Below are 18,764 nucleotides of genomic sequence, written 5' to 3'. Positions count from 1 at the left end.
CCACTCACGACTCCTCGGCCGCGCCACCCTGGTCACGCGGCATTGCACTTCGGACCGGATCAGCGCTTGCGTTTCTGGAGGAGTTCCGCGAACTGCCGCCAGTCCTCCGCCCGTGCGTTGGCGAGTTCGGAGATCAGTTCCAGCCGGTGTTCGGGGATGTTCCTCGCCACTTGATCCCACTCGTCGCGGTCGTTCAGATGACCGTCGAGCAACCGCACCAAGGTGCGCCCGGACTCGGTGTAGCGAATGGTGGGATCCGAGCGGAGCCGCTCCATCGCCGCTTGATTGTCGGCGCCCGGTGTCGTGCCGGGGTCGCCGGCTTCGGTCTGCCGAAGGCGTGGCCTCGCCGGGGACTTGCCCTGTGTCGCCGTGGGTGACGAGTCCTCGCCGTGGCGGTGCCGATGGCGCACGTCGTGCGCCGTCGCGAGGGAAATCCCCGCGCCACGGGCGATTTCCCGGATCGAGGCGGTGGGATTGCTCGAAATCAGCTCGTGAGCGCGCCGCCGTCCTTGTGTCGGATCCAGCGCCCGGACGCGTCCGTCCCGGCCGACGTGGGCGTTCGAGTGGGGAACTTCCCCACTCGAACGACGGCGCAATTTGCCGACCGTCTTGTGCGACAGGCCCGTGACCGCCGCGATCGCGCGGTCGGACCAGTGCGGGCGGACTTCGAGGATCCGGCAGGCAGCGGTCTTGCGGTCGGCAAGGGAAAGCGGCAGACCGTGCGCGATGTTCGACTTCACCGCGAGGATGAACGCGGCCTGCTCGTCGCCGTCGAAGAACCGCGCGTTGATCACGGTGGCCTTCTTCAGTCGCGCCGCCTGCAACCGATGTGTGCCGTCGATCACTCGCATCGTGGAACGGTGCACGAGAATCGGCGGAAGCGGGGCGTCCGTTTCGGCGAGCACACGCGCGTACGCCGGATCAACCCCCGCCGCCCTCGGAGAGTCTTCCATGGTCAACTCGTCGAGCGATACCTCGACGACCTCGCCCAGCGGTGGATCCGAGCCCGCGGAGGCCCACTCACCTTCCCTCCTGGCTGTGGGGATCTGCGTGCCGTCCGCAGTTTTCTCCTTATGCCAGTTTAACATCTTCTAGCCCCCAGAGCACTTGGTGAATGTCAAACCTTTTCCACTATTCAAGCGGTCGGGAGTGGTTGTCAAGTGCTGCGAGTCGAGCCGCGCCGGCTCACTGCTGGTCGCCTGGGTGTTCGACCACGGACTCGGCGGCTTGGTGAGTTTCGTGCGGTGTCGTTGAGTTGCTCGTTACTGTGCGTTGCCGTCGACGTCGGGTAGAACCCTTGAGAGGTAAGGCAAACTCGGCAGGGCGCCGTAAGTCGCTTGACGGGAGCACGTCGTCCGCGCAACCTGGTCTGGACCCCGGCGGGCGGAAGGAACCGCAGGAACCGGCCGAACGACGGATCGGCTGATTCGTCCGTGAATATCCCGGGGATCGGTCGTTAAATGGCGGGAGGATTCTTTCGCGCCGTTCGTTGGGTTAAGAACGAAATTGCCGTCGTCGAGCCATCGGCCTGATTCGGAGGCGGTCGAGCGAAGGCCTCACGACCACCCGTAGCGCTGACGATGGAGGATTTGGGACGTTCAGCGTCCCAAATCCTCCATCGTCGCGAAGGCACACCTAGCCGGGCGCGACACCGCCGTTGTGGCCTTGGGGCGACGGTCGCTCCAGGAGCGCGAGGTCGGGAACACCGGACCGGTGACGTCGCGCCCGAGCGCGGTCACCCGCAGGATCTCGATCTCGCGGGTGGTCAGCGGGCAGTCGTCGGTTTCCCGGGCGGCCAGCGCCAGTTCGCCGTCGATCACGCGCCGTCCGAGCGCGACGGATCGCACGGCGTTGGCCAGTTTGTCCTTGAGCAGGAAACCGTTGACCTTCGCGTCGAGCGCGCGCCGGACCGTGCCCGGGCGGCCGAGGCTGGTGAGGATCAGCGTGTGGCAGCCGGGGAGGCTTTCGCGGATCTCCATGGCAGCGGTCAGCCCGTCCTTGCCCGGCAGGTCGATGTCCATGACCGCGACGTCGGGCTGGACGGACTTCGCGGTCGGGAGGATCTGATCACCCGAAGCGACTTGGGCCACGACCTCGATGTCGGGTTCCAGGTTCAGCAGCGCGACGAGCGCACCACGGACCATGTGCATATCTTCGGCAAGCAGCATTTTCACGGCAATATCGAACGCCGCGGCGATTCCTCGGAATACGCATTCCGGTGCGGCGATCAGGGGAGGCCGGTCACGTCATTGTCCGCAGCCGGATGCCGCGACGGAATCGGCTTTCACAGCGCGTCCAGCTCCTGAGGCCAGTAGAGGGCTTTCCTGGTGAACCCGAGCAGCTCGAACTCCGAACGCGCCCAATCGATCCGGATCCGGATCGCGAGTTCGGGGGCCATGGTCAGCAGGAACCGATCGGGGCCGCCGCCGACCTTGAAAACGCCGTAGGTCAGGAACGCGGATCCGTCGCAGATGGCGAACAACGCGGTGAAAATCGTCGTGCGTTCGCTTTCCGGAATCGAATCCAGCAATTCCAGCCCGCCGGTCAGCTCCAGCCGCACCGCCATCCGAGCCTCCTCACCGAACCGGCTCCCAGCATGGCGGATTCCGGCGGCGGAGGGCGTCTCGCATCCTGCGCCGGACGAGCCGAACATGCCGAAGGGGACGCCCCACGCGGGACGTCCCCTCCAACCGAGGAGCCTAGGCCTGTTGGTAGCGCTTGAGGTACTCGCCGGTCAGCGAGCTCTCCGCGGTCAGGAGCTTCTCGGGTGGGCCGGTGAAGACGATCTCGCCGCCGTTCTTGCCGCCGCCGGGGCCGAGGTCGATGATCCAGTCGGCCTGTTCGATCACCGCCAGGTTGTGCTCGATCACCACCACCGTGTTCCCCGCGTCGACCATGCCGTTGAGCAGGCCCAGCAGCATGTCGATGTCGGTCATGTGCAGGCCGGTGGTCGGCTCGTCGAGGATGTAGACGTTGCCGCCGCCGGACAGCCGGTCCGCCAGCTTGATCCGCTGGCGTTCACCACCGGACAGCGTGCTCAGCGCCTGCCCCAGCCCGAGGTACCCGAGCCCGGTCTCGATCAGCGCGTTCACCTTCGCCAGCACCGGCGTCTCGGTGAAGTACTCCGCCGCCTGCTCGGCCGACAGCTCCAGCACGTCGGCGATCGACTTGCCGCGCAGCTTGTGCGCGAGCACCTCATCCTTGAACCGCCGCCCGTCGCAGCTTTCGCAGTGCGTCGTGATCGGATCCATATAGGACACTTCGGTGATCAGCACGCCGCGCCCCTGGCATTCCTCGCAGGCGCCCTGGGAATTGAAGCTGAACAACGCCGCGTTCGCGCCGCTCGCCTTCGCGAAGAGCTTGCGCACCGGGTCCATCAGGCCGAGGTACGTCGCCGGCGTCGATCGGGAGGACGCCGCGATCGCCGTCTGGTCCACGAAGATCGCGTCCGGATGCGCCTCGCGGAAGACACCGGAGATCAACGAGCTCTTGCCCGAACCCGCGACACCGGTGACCGCGGTGAGCACACCGGTCGGGATGTCGACCGAGACGTTCTTCAGGTTGTGCAGTGAAGCCCGTTTGATCGGCAGCTTTCCCTTGGCAGGCCGTGGATCCGTCTTGACGACACCGGCGCGTGCCAGCCCGGCCCCGGTCAGCGTCTTGCCGGCGCGCAGCTGCCGGTACGTCCCCTGGAAGACGACCTCGCCACCGTGCACGCCTGCGCGCGGCCCGATTTCGACCACGTGGTCGGCGATCTCGATGACGTCCGGGTCGTGTTCGACCACCAGGATCGTGTTTCCCTTGTCCCGCAACGCCCGCAGCAGGTCATTGAGCCTGCCGACGTCACGGGGGTGCAGGCCGACGCTGGGCTCGTCGAAGATGTACGTCAGCCCGGTCAGGTCGCTGCCAAGGTGCTTGACCAGCTTGAGCCGCTGCCCTTCACCGCCGGACAGCGACGTCGTCGCGCGGTCCAGCGAAAGGTAGCCGAGGCCGATCGCCTCGATACGCTCGAGCGCGGCCAGCACCCCTTGCGCCATCGCGCTGGTCTGCTTGTCCTTGATGGACCGGATCAGCTCGATCAGATCGGTGATCTGCAGTTCGCACCACTGCGCGATGTTCTTGCCCGCCAGTTCGGTCGCCAGCGCGGCCTCGCTCAGCCGTCCGCCGCGGCAGGCCGGGCAAGGTCCCTCGGTGATGAACTTCTCCGCCTGGGCGCGGGTCTTCTCGCTCATCGACCCGGTGTCGCGTTTGAGGTGGCGGCGGGTGAAGTTCGCGACCAGTCCCTCGAATGTCAGTGTCTGCGTCTTGCCGTTCTTGAAGGTGAGCTGGACCTTGCCCTCCTTGCCGTGCAGAAGGGTGTCCATCTCCTTCGCGGTGTACTTGTTGAGCTTCTTGGCCGGGTTGATGGCGTCGTGGTTGGCGTAGAACTGCCAGCCGGGGCTGCCGACCGGGTAGCCCGGCACCAGGATCGCGCCCTCGTCGAGCGACTTCGTCATGTCGAGCATCAGTTCGGGGTCCGGACGCAGCGCGCGCCCGATGCCCTCGCAGTCGGGACACATCCCGTTGGGGTCGTTGAAGGAGTACAGCGAAGGGTTGCCCGCGCTGGGCTTTCCCTGACGCGAGAACAACACCCGCAGCAGCGGATGGATGTCGGCGACCGTGCCGACCGTCGAACGGGCGTTCCCGCCGAGCGGGCGCTGGTCGACAACGACCGGGGTGGTCAGGTTCTCGATGCTGTCCACATGCGGTCGTTCGTGTTTGGGCAGCTGGTTGCGGATGAACCAGGGGAAGGTGGCGTTCAGCTGACGCTGCGCCTCGACGGCGATCGTGTCGAAGACGACGGAGGACTTCCCGGAACCCGACACCCCGACGAAAACCGTGATCTGGTTCTTCGGGAGCTCGAGGGAGACATCCTTCAGATTGTTCTCGTGAGCGCCGGTGACGCGGATTCCCTCACCCGCCGGTTGCTTGGTCTTGCGGGCTGCGGCAGTCACAGAAGGTCCTTTCCTCGCCGTCGCGCGTGAATGATCGCGCCTGCTCGCCAGTATCGCAGTGCCGATGCTTCCCCGGTAGTCCATTCACGTGCGATCGGGGTATGTTTTCGTCACGACGTGACAATGAATTTTTCACGTCGGTGCCCGGCCGCGATTTCCGTGAATTCAGCCCGCCCGGTTGTAGACGGCTCCGATGACGCCGGTCTTCAGCGAATTCGACTTCGTCAGTGTCAGCGGGATCTCCTTGCCGACGCCGTCGAACAGCCGTGCTCCCTCGCCCGCCACCAGCGGCATGATGTTGAGCGCCAGCTCGTCCAGGAGGTCTTCGGCGAGCAGCCAGCTCACCAGTTTCGGGCTTCCGGGCACGCGGATCGTCTTACCGGGCGCTTCCTTCAGCCGGGTGATCGCGCCGGCGATGTCACCGGTGATCAAGCTCGTGTCCGGCCAGGTCAGCGACGCTTCGTCGAGCGTCGAAGAAACGACGTATTTGTGCGTGCCGTTGAGGAACGCCGCCATCGGGTTGCTGTCCCCCTGCGGCTTCCACATCTGCTCGAAAGCCAGGTAGGTGTCCTTGCCCATCAGAATGGCGTCCGAGGCGGCGAGGCTCTCGGCGATGCCTTCGCTCATTTCGTCCGACCAGTACCGGCCCATCCAGCGGTCGGGCCGTTCCGCCACCCCGTCCAGCGACATGAACAATCCCGCGGCGATTTCACGCATGAGAACTCCTTCGTTGGCCGGAAGCCCGATTTCAGGCCGCGGGCCGATCCTCCCACTGCCGCTCGCGACGCTCCAAAGGATCCAGCACGACGGAAGAGCTCCAGCGGACCGGCAGCGCGGACAATGCGCGCATCGTCGGCGAGACCGTCCAGTCCAGGGACGATTCGGGTACGGCGAGCGAGAGTTCCGGTGCGCGGCGGGAAAGCGCGCGCAGCGCCGACTGGATCTCGACCCGCGCGAGGTGGGCGCCGATGCAGTGGTGTGTGCCGTGCCCGAAGGACAGGTGCCTGCCGTTGCGGTCCATCGCGAACCGGTCCGGTTCGGCGAAGACGCCCTCGTCGCGGTTGACCACCGGCAGCAGCGCGGTCACCAGGTCGCCGGGTTCGATCCGCCTGCCGGCGAGGGCGACGTCCTCCGTCGCGATCCGCGTCATGCTGAAGTTCACCGCGGGGCTGTAGCGCAGCGCTTCCTCGACGGTGGCGTCCAGCACCGCCGGCTTCGAGTCCAGCTCGGCCAGCAGTCCCGGCCGGGAGATCACGCACAGCACCGTGTTGGTGATCTGCGCGGCCGCCAGCGCGTGCCCGTCGAAGAACAGCGACGCCGCCAGGCCGGTCAGCTCGCTTTCGTCGAGCGCCCCCGAGCGGTGCGCCTCGACGAGTTCCGCCATCAGCCCGGACGGCGGGTCCTCGGTGTCGGCGAGCATCATCGCGACCTCGTCGTGCAGCAGCAGTTCGCCCTGGTAGACGGCGGATCGCGGGGAGCCTGGCTTCCCGAGGCGCGCGTTCGCGCGTTTGCGGACGGCGTCGCGCCGAGACCGCGGCACCCCCAGCAACTCGGCCTGCGCGCTGAAGGTCAGCGGGGCGCAGAAATCGGTGAGCAGGTCCGCGGTGGGGCCCGCCGCGATCAGCCGGTCGAGCAGGTCGGTGGCGGCGGTTTCCACGTAGCCGCGCAGCTGCTCCGCCCGGCGCGCGGAGAACGCGCCGCCGATCAGCTTCCGGATCCGGGTGTGCCGGGGCGGGTCGAGATCGGTCACCGACATCCGGGTGGCCGGGCCGCGCGGATGGGTCGTCTCGGCCAGCACGGCCCGGCTGAACCGCTTGTCACGCAGGAATTCACGCGTTTCGGAATAGCCGCTCACCAGCCATTCACGCCGCCCGTCGCGCGGGCGGGAGCTCATCGGGCATCCGGCAGGGACGTCGTCCCCGACGAGTAGCCGCCGATGCCGTCCCTCGGCGAAATCCGAGCCTCCACGACCTCCTGTTACGTCGGCCATCTGGTCCCTCCTGTCGATCAGTCGTTCCGGGCGGGCACGCGCAGGGCGAGCAGGCAGACCGCGACCGAGGCCACGGACAAGGCCGCGATGGCGACCCGCAGGTCGGTGTGGCCGGCGATCTGGCCGACCACGGCCGGGCCGAGCAACAGGCCGACGCTGGCCAGCGACGCGGCCGAGCCGATCACCGCGCCGCGGTCCTCCGCCGTCGCGCCGCGTCCGATCAGCCCGTAGACGGTGGGCGTCGAGACCGAGATCGCGCCGCCGACCACGGCGGTGCCGATCAAGCCGTGGACCGGCGCGTCGGCAAGGGAAAGCAGCAGCACGCCCACCCCGGAGAGCGCGCCGGAGGCGAGCAGCACCAAGCGGTCCGACGCGCGGCCGGACAGCAGGTGCCCGCCGAGCCTGCCCAGCGCCATGCCCGCGGCGAAGATGCCGGGCGCGGCGGCGGAGATCCCGACCGGTGCCCGGGTGACGTCGGCAAGGAACACCGCGCTCCACTGCTGCACGCCGCTTTCCACGACCATGGCGAGCGCGGCCAGCAGGCACAGCAGCAGGACCGTCGAGCCGAGCCGCAACCGCTTTCCCGGTTCGCGGCCCTGCCGCACCAGCCGTCCCGGCACGGAGTTCCTCGCCGCGACCGCGCCGATCACGACCAGCGTCGAAAGCGTCAGCGCGATCACCTCGGCGGGGACACCCGCGCTCCGCGCCGCCCCGGTGCCGAGGCTGCACGTCAACAGGCCGACGCTGAACAACGCGTGCGCGCGGTTCATCACGCGGGGCCCGTCGCCTGCTTCGGCGGACGCCGCCAGCGCGACCACGACGACATTGCAGGCGCCGGATCCGAATCCGAACAAACCCAAGGTCAGGAACAAGCCAGGAACGGATCCGGCGAGTGCGGGCGTCGGTGCGATGAGCGCGAATCCGGCGAAGGTCGCGACGGCCACCGGGCGGCCGAACCGGTCGAGCAGCTTGCCGATCGCGAACATGGCGGGCATCGCCGCGAGCGCGCCGATCAGCAACGCGGCACCGAGTTGCGCCTCACCGGCGCCGGTGGCGTGGCGGACGTCCGGCAACATCGAAAGGTACGGGCCCCACAATGCGCCGTACGCGGCGAATCCGGCGAAGACCGTGCCGGTCCGCGGAGCTGCGGTGATGACGGCGACCATGGCCGAGGCGGTCCTTTCCTGGCTGGGTAATCGCGTTTTAGCCGAAAGGCGGACATTCGCAGATTAGCAGCGGAATTCGGGAGACGACCACGATTATTTACCGCATTTATGGAGAAGTGCGGCCGCGTGCCGCGCGGGTATGGTCGGCGGCAGTGTGATTTTTTGATGATGGGACAATTATCGGCGAAAATGAGGAATTCATACCCGAGAGGTTAACCATTCACTCCCCCCGCGCCGCGTCCGGTCGCATGATGTAACCGCACGAGAGTGTCTCCGCAGTGAGGAACAGGAAGGTAGTGCGTCATGTTGCAGAACGTCGAACCCGCGACCGCGTCGAGGGCCGGCCCGGGGCCGCGGGGGATCGAGACGGAATTCGCGATCCACGCCGAGGGGCTGGTGAAACGGTTCGGCGAGACGACCGCGCTCGACGGGGTCGACTTGACCGTCCGCACGGGTACCGTGCTCGGGGTCCTCGGCCCGAACGGCGCCGGGAAGACCACCACGGTCCGGATCCTGTCCACACTGGTGACGCCGGACGAGGGCCACGCCACCGTGGCCGGATACGACATCGAAAAAGACGCCCACCAGGTGCGGCAGCTGATCGGACTGACCGGGCAGTACGCCTCGGTCGACGAAAGCCTGACCGGCGTGGAGAACCTGCTGCTGATCGGGCGGCTGCTCGGCTTTTCGCGGCGGGCGGCCAAGGCCCGCGCGCATGAGCTCCTGGAGCGGTTCTCCCTCACCGAGGCGGGCGGACGGGCCGCCAAGGGCTACTCGGGCGGTATGCGCCGCCGGCTCGACCTGGCCGCCAGCCTGGTCGGCAACGCGCGCCTGCTGTTCCTTGACGAGCCCACCACCGGCCTCGACCCGCGCAGCAGGCTCGAGCTGTGGGACGTCGTGCGCGGCCTGGTCGCCGACGGCGTCACGGTGCTGCTGACCACGCAGTACCTCGAAGAGGCCGACGCGCTCGCCGACGAGATCGTGGTCGTCGACCACGGCAAGGTGATCGCCAAGGGCACCCCGGACGAGCTCAAGGCCAGCACCGGCGCCCAGCGCCTGACGGTGCGCGGCGCCCAGCCCGCCGACCTCGAGAAGGTCGTGCGGCTGATCGGCGAGATCGCCGGTGTGACGCCGGACATCTCTGGCCAGGTCGTCAGCGTCCCGGTCACCGACCCGGCGGCGTTGCCCGGCGCGGTCCGGCGGCTGGAGGAGGCGGGCATCGTCATCGGCGAGCTGTCCCTGCGCAGCTCCAGCCTGGACGAGGTGTTCCTGAGCCTGACCGGACGTCCGGCCGAGGAGACCACCGAAGAGACCGAGGAGGAGATCCGATGACCGCCGCGACCACGACGCTGCCGCCGCAGTTGTCGGCCCGGGTCGGGTTCTTCCAGGGCATCTCGCAGATGTTCACCCTCGCCTGGCGAAGCACGGTTTCGGTCAAGCACGAGCCGAAACAGCTGGCCGACATCAGTTTCCAGCCGATCATCTTCACCCTGCTGTTCACGTTCGTCTTCGGTGGCGCGATCTCCGGTGACCGGCACGCGTACCTGCAGTTCATGATCCCCGGCATGCTGGTGATGAGCATGCTGTTCGCGACCATCAACGTGGGCATCGGCCTCAACACCGACCTGTCCCAGGGCGTGTTCGACCGGTTCCGTTCGCTGCCCATCGCGCGCTGGGCGCCGCTGGCCGGGCGGATCATCGGCGACCAGTTCAAGCAGGTCTGGTCCGTGCTGCTGGTGGTCGGTGTCGGGCTGCTGCTCGGTTTCCGGCCGGAGAAGGGTTTCCTCGGCGTGCTGGCGGCCGGGCTGCTGCTGCTGGTGTTCGCGATCGCGTTCTCCTGGGTGCCCACGCTGGTGGGCGTCGCCGCCGACCAGGCGGAGAAGGTCCAGGTGTTCGCGTTCGCGGTGATCCTGCCGCTGAACTTCGTCAGCGGGGTGTTCGCGCCGGTCGAGTCGATGCCGTCATGGCTCCAGGCGTTCGCCGAGGTCAGCCCGGTGGCGATCCTGCTCAAGGCGTGCCGCGGCCTGATGAACGGTGGCGTCGGGGTCACCTCGGCGGTGGTCTGGTCGCTCATCTGGGCGGCCGTGATCGCGATCGTGTTCGGGGCGCTTTCGGTACGTGCCTTGAAGAAGCGGATCTGAGTATTCGTCGCTCGAACACCGAAGCCGTGACGCCTGCGCGCCACGGCTTCGGTGTTTCAGTGGCCTGGACCGGGGAGTGCTGATGGACGAACTGGACTACAACACCTGCAATGCCACCTTCCGGAGCTTGACCGATCAGCAGCGGCTGATGGTCGAGGAGACATCGAGACTGATCGGTGCGGGCGACGATCTCGAACTCACGTCGTACGGCTGCGGGTTCGGCATGTTCGAACTGGAGCTGATCGCGCGGGTGCCGCGGAGAACGGTGTGGTTCCAGGGGGTCGACACCAACGGCGAAGCGGTGGCACGGCTGCGCACGGAGCTGACCGGACTGCCGAAGGTGCGTGGCCACAGCGTGCTCACGGCGAGCATGGCCGACGTCGCCGACTTCCGGATCGCGCCGACCGAGTACGGCCTGTTCGTCCAGTCGCTGTGCTACCTCGACGCCGACGACGGTATGGCCGTGCTGAAGGAGGCCCGCAACCGGCACCGGGTCCTGATCGTGGCGGTGACCCCGCTGAACCGGCTGAACGGTCCCTTCGCGGAATCCCTCGCGCGGCAAGGCGTCACGCGTCCGCTGTTCGCGCAGACGCTCGCGGAGGAACTGGCGCGGTTCGGCATCGAGTTCCGGTCCGTCACGGTGGGCGCGGAGATCGCGGTGCCGGTTTCCGAGCCGGCGCACCGTCTTCTCGAGTTCCTGACCTTCGCGCGGCACCAGCCGTGGCACGGCGGGACGAGCCGCGCGGAGCTGCTCGACGCCGTCGGCGAGCTGGGGACGCTCTCCGCGGGGCACGTTCGCATTCCGCATCCGGTCGAGGTCTTCGCCATCGGGTAGGTGGTGGGCCGGGGTGGTCGTGAGTGGCGATTCGGGTTCTAACCCGAATCGCCACTCACGACCACCTGTACCGATGTCGGCCGGGCGCGTGGCTACGCTGGGACGTGTCGCGAAAGCCACTTTCGCAACCGCCCGCCACCTCCGGCCGGCCGGACCCGGACAGGGCGGAACCCGGGCCCAGAGGAGGGGAGGCCCGGGTTCCGAGGTGGGGAGGGTCAGGCGGCCGTGCCGGGTTTGGGCAGCTGCTGCTTGGCCGGGGTGTTCTGATAGGACGCCAGCTGCCAGCCGCCGTCCCGTTTGACGACCGTCCACGAGGCACGGATCGACTGGGAGTCCGCGACCTCGGTCTCGCCGGGGCCGAGCACGCCGCCCTGGGTGATCAGGACGCCGGAGTCCGGGGTGAAGAACCGGATTTCCAGCGGGCGCCCGGTGACCTGGGTGCCCTTGTAGTTGCCTTCGAAGGATTCCACGAGGAACGACCGGATCTCGTCGCGGCCCTTCTTGTAGACGCCGGGAAGGATCATCGTGCCGTCTTCGGTGAAGACGCCGGCGAAGGAGTCGGCGTCGTGGTAGGCCCACGCGGCGATCACCTTCTGGGTCAGTGCCGCGATCGCCGCCTGGTCGGCGGCGGTGCCGGTTTCGGTCGTGGTCATCGGCGGATCCTCCTAGATGTAAAGGGTGTTGGGCTCGAGCCCGCAGAGCACGCGGCCGTACAGCTCGGTGTTGGTGTTGGGGTGCATCAGCGCGTGGAGGTTGACCGCGGCGACGTCGCGGGCGATGCGCTGGATCGGAATGCCTTGGTAGACCGACGAACCGCCGGAAGCGCCGGCCAGGATGTCGATGCCTTCCTTGGCGAGGCGGACCACGGCGCCGAGGTCGGCCCGCGCGATCGCGCGTTCCTCGAGTTTCCACGGCGTGCCGTCCGCGGTCTTCCGGTCGACCAAAGTGGACAGACGATGCGCGTGGAACCCGGCCTCGTCGATCTTCAGCGCCGACTCGGCCACCTGGTGGTGCGTGATCGGGGCTTCGCGCTGCGAATCGTAGGCCGTGTAAGTGATCTTGCGGTCCGGCAGGCGCTTGAGGAAGGTGTCCTGCGCGCCCTTCGCCATCCCCACGAGCGTCCCCACCGAGGACGCCGAGGCGACCGGAAGCAGCGGCGCCCGGTAGATCGAGGCCGAAGCGGCGCCCTGACCTTCCAGCACCGCGGGCAGCGGGAGGACCCGCTCAGCCGGGATGAAGACGTCCTGTGCCACCGTCGACACGCTGCCGGTGCCGCGCAGACCCGAGGTGTCCCAGTCGTCCACGATCAGCAGATCCGAGATCGGCACCAGCGCCATGATCGGGTACGGCTCGCCCTCCGGCGGCACGAGGATCGCGATGATCTCCTGCCACTGCGCGTGCAGTGCCCCGCTGATGAAACCCCATTTGCCGTTCACCACGACCCCGCCGTCGACCGGAGCGGCCATCGCGGTCGGGCTCAGCGTGCCGCAGACGCGGACGTCCGGGGTGGCGAACACCTCGTCCTGCACGGCCTCCGGGAACTGGCAGGCCATCCAGGTCGGGATCCAGTACACCGAGGCCACCCAGGAGGTGGAGCCGTCGGCGCGGCCGATCTCGGTGGCGACGTCGACCAGGGTCCGGGTGTCGGCTTCGTAGCCGCCGTAACGCTTGGGGCGGCGCAGTTTGAAGACGCCGGCGTCGGCCAGTGCCTCGATGGACTCCTCGTGCACCCGCCGGTTCTGTTCCTGCCAGTTCGAGTGCTTCTTCAATGCGGGGGCGAGTTCGGCCACGCGGCGAACCAGTTCCTCCCGCGTCGGAACATCGGTGCTCGACACCTTGACCTCCTAGATCGTCGACTGTTCCAGCTTCGCAGCGGTCGGAAGACGTCGCGTCTTCCTGCTTGCCGGTGCGTCAAGCTGCCGCACGTTCGGAGGTGCGGTCGAGGAAATCCACCACGTTCTGGCCGTCGCGCCGGGCGAACCAGGTCGCCATCGGCGCCGCCATCGCGGTCGAGACCAGCGCCATGATCACCAGCATGGTGAACAGCGTCGGGGACAGCACGCCGAGGTCGAGCCCGATGTTGAGGACGACCAGTTCGGTCAGGCCGCGGCAGTTCATCAACGCGCCCACCTGCAGCGAGCGGTTCCAGTTCTCGCCGACCGCACGGGCGGCCAGCGCCGAGCCGCCGAACTTGCCGGCGACGGCCACCAGCAGGATCGCGCCGCACCAGAGCCACGCGCCGCCGCCGGAAAGCAGGCCGATGTCGGTGCGCAACCCGCTGTAGGCGAAGAACAACGGCAGCATCAACGCCGTCGTCAGTCCGCCGACCTTGTCGTGCAGCCACGTCGCGATCGGGTTGTCCCTCGGGAAGGCCACGCCGAACACGAACGCGCCGAACATCGCGTGCACGCCGATCCACTCGGTCGCCATCGCGCACACCAGCACGCCGACCACCGAAAGCGGCGCCGCCTTCTGCAGGCTCGCCACCGGAACCCGCGTCACGAGCTTTCGCAGCAGCGGCCGGACGACCAGGCCGAGCAGCGCGACGAACGCCGCCGTCAGCAAGACCGTCAGTACCACTCCGAACAGCGAAGACGCGGTGGTCAGCGCGATCACCAGCGCCAGCAGGCTCCACGCGGTCACGTCGTCGACCACCGCGCAGGTCAGCGTCACCACGCCGATCTCGCTGCGGAAGAGCCCGATCTCGTGCAGGATCCGCACCAGCACCGGCAACGCCGTGATGCTCATCGACACGCCGAAGAAGAGCGCGAACGGCAGGAAACCGCCGCCGGGCGGGGCGAACCGGGTGTAGGCGAGCATGGCGAGCCCGACGCCGAGCAGGAACGGCAGCGCGATGCTGACGTGGCTGACGACCAGCGCGAGCCGTCCGCGTCCGCGCAGGAGCCGGGTGTTCAGTTCCAGCCCGGCGAGGAAGACGAAGAAGATCACGCCGAGCTGTGCCACGACGTTGAGCTGCGGCACCACCGCCGGTGGGATCAGCACGGCCGCACCCGAAGGCCACAGCGCGCCGAGCACCGACGGGCCGAGCAGGATGCCCGCGGTGATCTCGCCGATCACCGCGGGCTGCCCGATCCGCTGGGTCAGCCAGCCCGCCACCTTGCAGAAGCCGACCACCACGGCGATCGCCAGCAGCAGTTGCGCCAGCGACGGCCCGGAGGACGCCTTCGCCGTGGCGACGACGTCACCGTCGTCGCCCTGTCCCAGCAGGATGATCGCGACCACGACGGGAACCACGACCAGTCCTATGTAGACCCCGAGTGCCCGGTAGCCGGTGCGGGGTTTGATCTCCACCATCAAGGTCCCCGCTCAGGGTTCGGTGACGTTCGCGATCAGGTCGTCGAGGCTGATGTTCAACAGCGGGTGTTTGCCCGACAGCCCGGAGACCAGCGTGACGAAGTCGACGCTCGGCGCGTGGAGCTGCTCCGGGTCCACGACCTCCTGTGCGAGGTCGTAGTAGTACTCCTTGTACTTGGTCCGGTCGTAGAAGCGCTCGACGAAGTTACGGATCTCGTCGAAGAACGCACGGTAGTTCCCGGCGTACCGGTCGAGCGCCTTCTCCTCGATGGCCGGGTGTTCCAGGACCTGGTGGACCACTTTGGACAGTGAGCTGCCCGCCAGCGTCGCGAGCGCGACACCGGTGGAGAACAGCGGGTCGACGAACGCGGCGGCGTCACCGACGAGCACCCAGCCGTCGCCGTAGAAGGTTTCGTTGGTGTAGGACCAGTCCCGCGCCGTCCGGTATCCCGCGTGCTGACGGGCGTTGGCCAGCAGTCCCTTGAGCCTGGTGGTCTTGTCCCGCTCGCTCAGGAAGAGCTGTTCCAGCGACTGGTCGTCCGCGTTGGCGAGGTCCGACTTGGTCACGTAGCCGACACTCATCGTGCCCTTGTCGATCGGGATGCCCCAGAACCATCCGTCGGCGGTGCCTTCGATGAGGATGTTGGTCCACTCGTCACCGGGCAGCCGGTCGCAGTTGTCGTAGTAGGTCCAGACCGCGACGTTGCGGAGCTCGTTGTGCCAGGTGATGTCGCTGAACTTCCGGCCGATCACGCGGGACTGGCCGGACGCGTCGACGACCAGCGAGGCGCTGGCCTCGTAGTCGCCCGCCGAACCGCGCAGGGTGAACCGGACGCCGGTGACCCGGCCGGTGTCGGACTGGAGTACGTCCTTGACCGTCGTCTCCTCCACGACGTACGCGCCGAGTTCGCGGGCGCGGTCGAGGATCAGCGTGTCCAGGTCGGCGCGGCGGGTGTGGTAGGCGTACGTGCCCTCCGCGGCCTTCATGAACGAGAAGTTCCATGGCACGTCCCGGTTCCCCCACACCAGGCTGCCGCCGTACTTGCGTTCGAAGCCCCGGGCCTCCATACGTTCGAGCAGGTCGAGTTCCTGCAGCGGGCGCATCCCGACCGGGATCAGCGATTCGCCGATGTGGTAGCGGGGAAACCGTTCGCGCTCGAGGACGAGGACCGTGCGCCCCTCCTTCGCGAGGAGACCGGCGCAGGTCGCGCCCGCCGGGCCGCCACCGATGACGATGACGTCGAACCGCTCGGGCATACCGTGAAGCGTGGCTGACATGAGGACCCTTTCCCTAGGCCGGTGGAGGAGTGGCAGCGCTCACGCGCGCCGGATGCCGATCTGCGGCTCATAACTCAGGTACAGCCCGTTGATCGCCTTTTCGGGCTTCTCCGGCGCCTGCTTGTGCTCGTGGACGCGGTTGAGGTTGTCCAGCGGGTTGTGCTTGCCGCTCTCCTCGCCGAGCAGGTGACCCTGGATCCGGCGGTAGACGTCCTCGGTGTCCTCGAGATCGGCGATGCCGGTGACGAACCGGTCGAACGCGGCCTGCACGTCCATTCCCACCCAGTCCTTTTCGGACAGTTGCTGCGCGCGGAAGAAATGGTGTTCCTTGCCGCGGTAGCTCTCGTAGAAGGTGGACACCAGCACCAGCAGCCGCTCGTAGGCGCGGCGGTACACGACCTCGTAGAAGTCCCAGGCCTCGGGTTCGCTGATCTCGCCGCGGATGACGCTGCTGATCGCGGCGGTGCCGATCAATGCGCTGTAGGTGCCAAGGTGCACGCCGGTCGACAGCAGGGGGTCGAGGAAGCAGGCGGCGTCGCCGGCGAGCAGGTAGCCGGGGCCCTGGAACTGCTCGGCCGCGTACGAATAGTCCTGCTCCACCTTGACCTCGGTGACCTGCTCGGCCTCGACCAGCAGCTGCTGTATCGCCGGACAGTCGCCGATCGCCTTGTGGTACACCGGATCCACGCCGCCGAGTTCGTTGCGCGCGGCGTTGAACGAGTCCCGGCCGGCGACCAGCCCGACGCTCATCGTGCCGTCGGGCAGCGGGATTCCCCAGAACCAGCCGTCGCCGACCGAGGCGACGGTGATCGCGCCACGCGGCCCGCGGTCGAGTTCCTTCGCGTCCTTCCAGTACGACCAGGCGGCGACGTTGCGGAACACGTTGTGGAACTTGCGGTTCTTCAGGTACTTGGTGGCCATCACGCCGCCGCGGCCGGAGGCGTCGACGAGGTAGTCGAACTCGATCCGGCCGGCGTTGGCCGGGTTCTTCGCCTCGGCCCAGTGCGCCGCGACCGGGCGATCGCCGTCGAAGTCGAGCTTCTTCACCGCGATGCCCTCGTGGACCTCGACGCCGACCTCGCGCGCGTGGTCGAGCAGGATCTTGTCGAAGTCGGCGCGGATGACCTGCCACGCGCTGGTGCTGCCGTCACGGCCGTGCGGCCGGAAGCGCACCTCCCACTCTTCGGGTCCCCAGAAGTAGTAGGCGCCGCCCTTGGGCTGGAACCCGGCCGCGGCGATCTTGTCCCAGACGCCGAGGCGTTCGAGGATCGGGCGGCACGAGGGCAGCAGCGATTCGCCGATGTGGTAGCGCGGGAAATGTTCCCGCTCGAGAAGGGTGACTTCGAATCCCTCTTTGGCCAGAAGCCCGGCAGCGGTGGAACCCGCCGGTCCGCCGCCGATCACGAGGATCCGGGTCTTTGCGCGCATGACACCTCTCCAACTACGCCGACAGCCGGAATTACTTGATCGACGCTAACAACCGGGAATGGAGAGCCGCTCGAGAACACGTTGCCGCACAACGCTTTGGGAAGCAGCAGTCGAAGAGACGCCGCCCGGCCGCGGGCGGACGACGATTCTTCACGTGTCGGACTCCGACGGCCCGGCCGACTACCCTATTGGAGGAATCCCGCGATGGGCGAATACCTTGGCGAACGCGCCGTCGTGCTCGGCGGCGGCATGGCCGGCCTGCTGACCGCCCGCGTACTTTCGGAACGCTACCGCTCCGTCGTGATCGTCGAGCGTGACACGATCGTCGGCGTCGCCGGGACCCGCCGCGGCGTGCCGCAGGCGCATCACGCGCACGCGCTGCTCGCCCGCGGCCAGCAGATCCTCGAAGACCTCTTTCCCGGCCTGCAAGCGGAGCTGACCGACAACGGTATCCCCAGCGGCGACCTCTCCGGCAGCCTGCGCTGGTACTTCAACGGCAAACGCCTGCGGCAGAAGAACTCCGGGCTGCTCAGTGTGTCCGCGACCCGCCCGGAGCTCGAAGAGCACGTCCGGGCACGCGTCGTCGCGTTGCCGAACGTGGAGGTCCGCGAGCGCACGGTGATCCAGTCGCTGGTCGCCACCGACGACCACTCGCGGGTCGTCGGTGTGCGGGTGACCGGCGACGACGCCGAACCCGAGACGATCCTCGCCGACCTGCTCGTCGACGCCACCGGCCGCGGCAGCCGTTCGTCGGTGTGGCTGGAGGAACTCGGATACGAGCGGCCTGCCGAAGAGAAGATCAAGATCGATCTCGCCTACACCTCACGGCTGTTCGAGCTGGATACCGACCCGTTCGGCGACGACCTGGCGATCAACCCGGTCGCCTCGCCCGCGAACCCGCGCGGCGCCTTCTTCGTGAACCTGCCGGGGAACGTCGCCCTGCTGTCGCAGACCGGCCTGCTCGGCGACCACCCGCCGCGTGACGCCGAGGGTTTCCTCCAGTTCGCCAAGACGCTGGACGCGCCTGAGATCTACCAGGCCGTCCGCACCGCGAAGCCGATCAGCGAGATCACCAGCTTCAAGGTGCCCGCCAGCGTCCGCCGCCGGTTCGACAAGCTGCGCCGCTTCCCCGAAGGCATGCTGGTGATCGGGGACGGCGTCTGCGCGTTCAACCCGGTGTACGGCCAGGGCATGACGGTCGCGGCCATGGAGGCCGCCCAGCTGGCCACGCATCTCGACGCCGGTGGCGTGCGGCCGCTGCGGTTCTTCAAGGAGATCAGCCCGATCATCGACGTGCCGTGGGACATCTCGGCGGGTGGCGACCTCGCGTTCCCCGGTGTCGAGGGCCCACGCCCGCTGAAGGTCAAGATGGGCAACGCGTACATGGCGAAGCTGCACTCCGCGGCGACCGTCGACGGCCGGTTCACCGAGGCGTTCTTCCGGGCCGCGGGCCTGGTCGACCCGCCGACCGCGCTGATGCGGCCGAGTCTCGTGGTCGGCGTGCTGCGCACCGCGCGGCGCGTCAAGACGGCCGAACCTCTCGCCCCCACCGCCACGATCGGCCAGGCTCCGCCCGCGTCCGGCGACCTCGCGGCCTGAGCACCAAGGAGCCATGGT

At 68.0% G+C, this 18,764-nt stretch carries 16 protein-coding genes; 4 read left to right on the top strand and 12 right to left on the bottom strand.

Annotated features, from left to right (window positions below; all coding sequences use genetic code 11):
• Positions 1–59: 59 nt before the first annotated feature.
• The 7 genes from DL991_RS16580 to DL991_RS16550 form a co-directional block, all read right to left on the bottom strand.
• A complete protein-coding gene (locus tag DL991_RS16580; RefSeq protein WP_233598871.1) occupies positions 60–953 on the bottom strand; it encodes a ParB/RepB/Spo0J family partition protein in 894 nt (297 codons plus the stop codon).
• A gap of 645 nt (positions 954–1,598) precedes the next feature.
• On the bottom strand, positions 1,599–2,168 hold the full coding sequence (locus DL991_RS16575; protein WP_233598874.1) for a response regulator: 570 nt from the start codon (positions 2,166–2,168) through the stop codon (positions 1,599–1,601).
• 116 nt (positions 2,169–2,284) lie between these two features.
• On the bottom strand, positions 2,285–2,566 hold the full coding sequence (locus DL991_RS16570) for a DUF6235 family protein (protein ID WP_125785209.1): 282 nt from the start codon (positions 2,564–2,566) through the stop codon (positions 2,285–2,287).
• A gap of 133 nt (positions 2,567–2,699) precedes the next feature.
• On the bottom strand, positions 2,700–4,994 hold the full coding sequence (locus tag DL991_RS16565) for an excinuclease ABC subunit UvrA (RefSeq protein WP_125785208.1): 2,295 nt from the start codon (positions 4,992–4,994) through the stop codon (positions 2,700–2,702).
• Between the two features lie 165 nt (positions 4,995–5,159).
• Positions 5,160–5,711: a dihydrofolate reductase family protein gene (locus DL991_RS16560; RefSeq protein WP_125785207.1), complete on the bottom strand. Its 552-nt coding sequence runs from the start codon at positions 5,709–5,711 to the stop codon at positions 5,160–5,162.
• Between the two features lie 31 nt (positions 5,712–5,742).
• Positions 5,743–6,984 (bottom strand): cytochrome P450, encoded by a 1,242-nt coding sequence (locus DL991_RS16555; RefSeq protein ID WP_125785206.1) that lies wholly within the window; start codon positions 6,982–6,984, stop codon positions 5,743–5,745.
• A gap of 17 nt (positions 6,985–7,001) precedes the next feature.
• Complete coding sequence (locus DL991_RS16550) at positions 7,002–8,150, bottom strand: MFS transporter (protein WP_125785205.1); 1,149 nt, start codon at positions 8,148–8,150, stop codon at positions 7,002–7,004.
• A gap of 303 nt (positions 8,151–8,453) precedes the next feature.
• Here DL991_RS16550 and DL991_RS16545 point away from each other — a divergent pair, with 303 nt between their 5' ends.
• The 3 genes from DL991_RS16545 to DL991_RS16535 all read left to right on the top strand — a co-directional run bounded on the left by DL991_RS16545 (position 8,454) and on the right by DL991_RS16535 (position 11,126).
• On the top strand, positions 8,454–9,482 hold the full coding sequence (locus DL991_RS16545) for an ATP-binding cassette domain-containing protein (RefSeq protein WP_125785204.1): 1,029 nt from the start codon (positions 8,454–8,456) through the stop codon (positions 9,480–9,482).
• Positions 9,479–10,291, top strand: coding sequence for an ABC transporter permease (locus DL991_RS16540; RefSeq protein WP_125785203.1), 813 nt, complete (start codon positions 9,479–9,481; stop codon positions 10,289–10,291). Before DL991_RS16545 ends, DL991_RS16540 begins: the two co-directional genes overlap by 4 nt.
• An 82-nt stretch (positions 10,292–10,373) precedes the next feature.
• The gene (locus DL991_RS16535; protein WP_125785202.1) at positions 10,374–11,126 is read left to right on the top strand and encodes a class I SAM-dependent methyltransferase; all 753 of its coding nucleotides are present in this window, start codon (positions 10,374–10,376) and stop codon (positions 11,124–11,126) included.
• A 215-nt stretch (positions 11,127–11,341) separates the two neighbouring features.
• Here the strand turns inward: DL991_RS16535 and DL991_RS16530 are convergent, their stop codons facing one another.
• From DL991_RS16530 to DL991_RS16510, 5 genes are all read right to left on the bottom strand, one after another.
• Positions 11,342–11,779 carry an SgcJ/EcaC family oxidoreductase gene (locus tag DL991_RS16530; RefSeq protein ID WP_125785201.1) on the bottom strand — a complete coding sequence of 146 codons (438 nt, stop codon included), beginning with the start codon at positions 11,777–11,779 and terminating at the stop codon, positions 11,342–11,344.
• Between the two features lie 12 nt (positions 11,780–11,791).
• Entirely contained in the window at positions 11,792–12,961 is a 1,170-nt protein-coding gene (locus DL991_RS16525) for an acyl-CoA dehydrogenase family protein (RefSeq protein WP_125785200.1), read from the bottom strand.
• 76 nt (positions 12,962–13,037) lie between these two features.
• Positions 13,038–14,441, bottom strand: a complete 1,404-nt coding sequence (locus tag DL991_RS16520; protein WP_125785199.1) for a cation:proton antiporter — start codon at positions 14,439–14,441, stop codon at positions 13,038–13,040.
• A gap of 12 nt (positions 14,442–14,453) precedes the next feature.
• The gene (locus DL991_RS16515) at positions 14,454–15,698 is read right to left on the bottom strand and encodes an NAD(P)/FAD-dependent oxidoreductase (RefSeq protein WP_233598870.1); all 1,245 of its coding nucleotides are present in this window, start codon (positions 15,696–15,698) and stop codon (positions 14,454–14,456) included.
• 60 nt (positions 15,699–15,758) lie between these two features.
• The gene (locus DL991_RS16510; RefSeq protein WP_125785197.1) at positions 15,759–17,147 is read right to left on the bottom strand and encodes an NAD(P)/FAD-dependent oxidoreductase; all 1,389 of its coding nucleotides are present in this window, start codon (positions 17,145–17,147) and stop codon (positions 15,759–15,761) included.
• 204 nt (positions 17,148–17,351) lie between these two features.
• On the opposite strand from DL991_RS16510, the gene DL991_RS16505 reads away from it, so the two are divergent.
• Positions 17,352–18,746 (top strand): NAD(P)/FAD-dependent oxidoreductase, encoded by a 1,395-nt coding sequence (locus tag DL991_RS16505; protein WP_125785196.1) that lies wholly within the window; start codon positions 17,352–17,354, stop codon positions 18,744–18,746.
• Positions 18,747–18,764: the final 18 nt, after the last annotated feature.

Source organism: Amycolatopsis sp. WAC 01375, assembly GCF_003947325.1.
Taxonomy (GTDB): domain Bacteria; phylum Actinomycetota; class Actinomycetes; order Mycobacteriales; family Pseudonocardiaceae; genus Amycolatopsis.
Note: the sequence above shows the minus strand (reverse complement) of the source record. Positions and strands in the feature narration are given on the sequence as shown.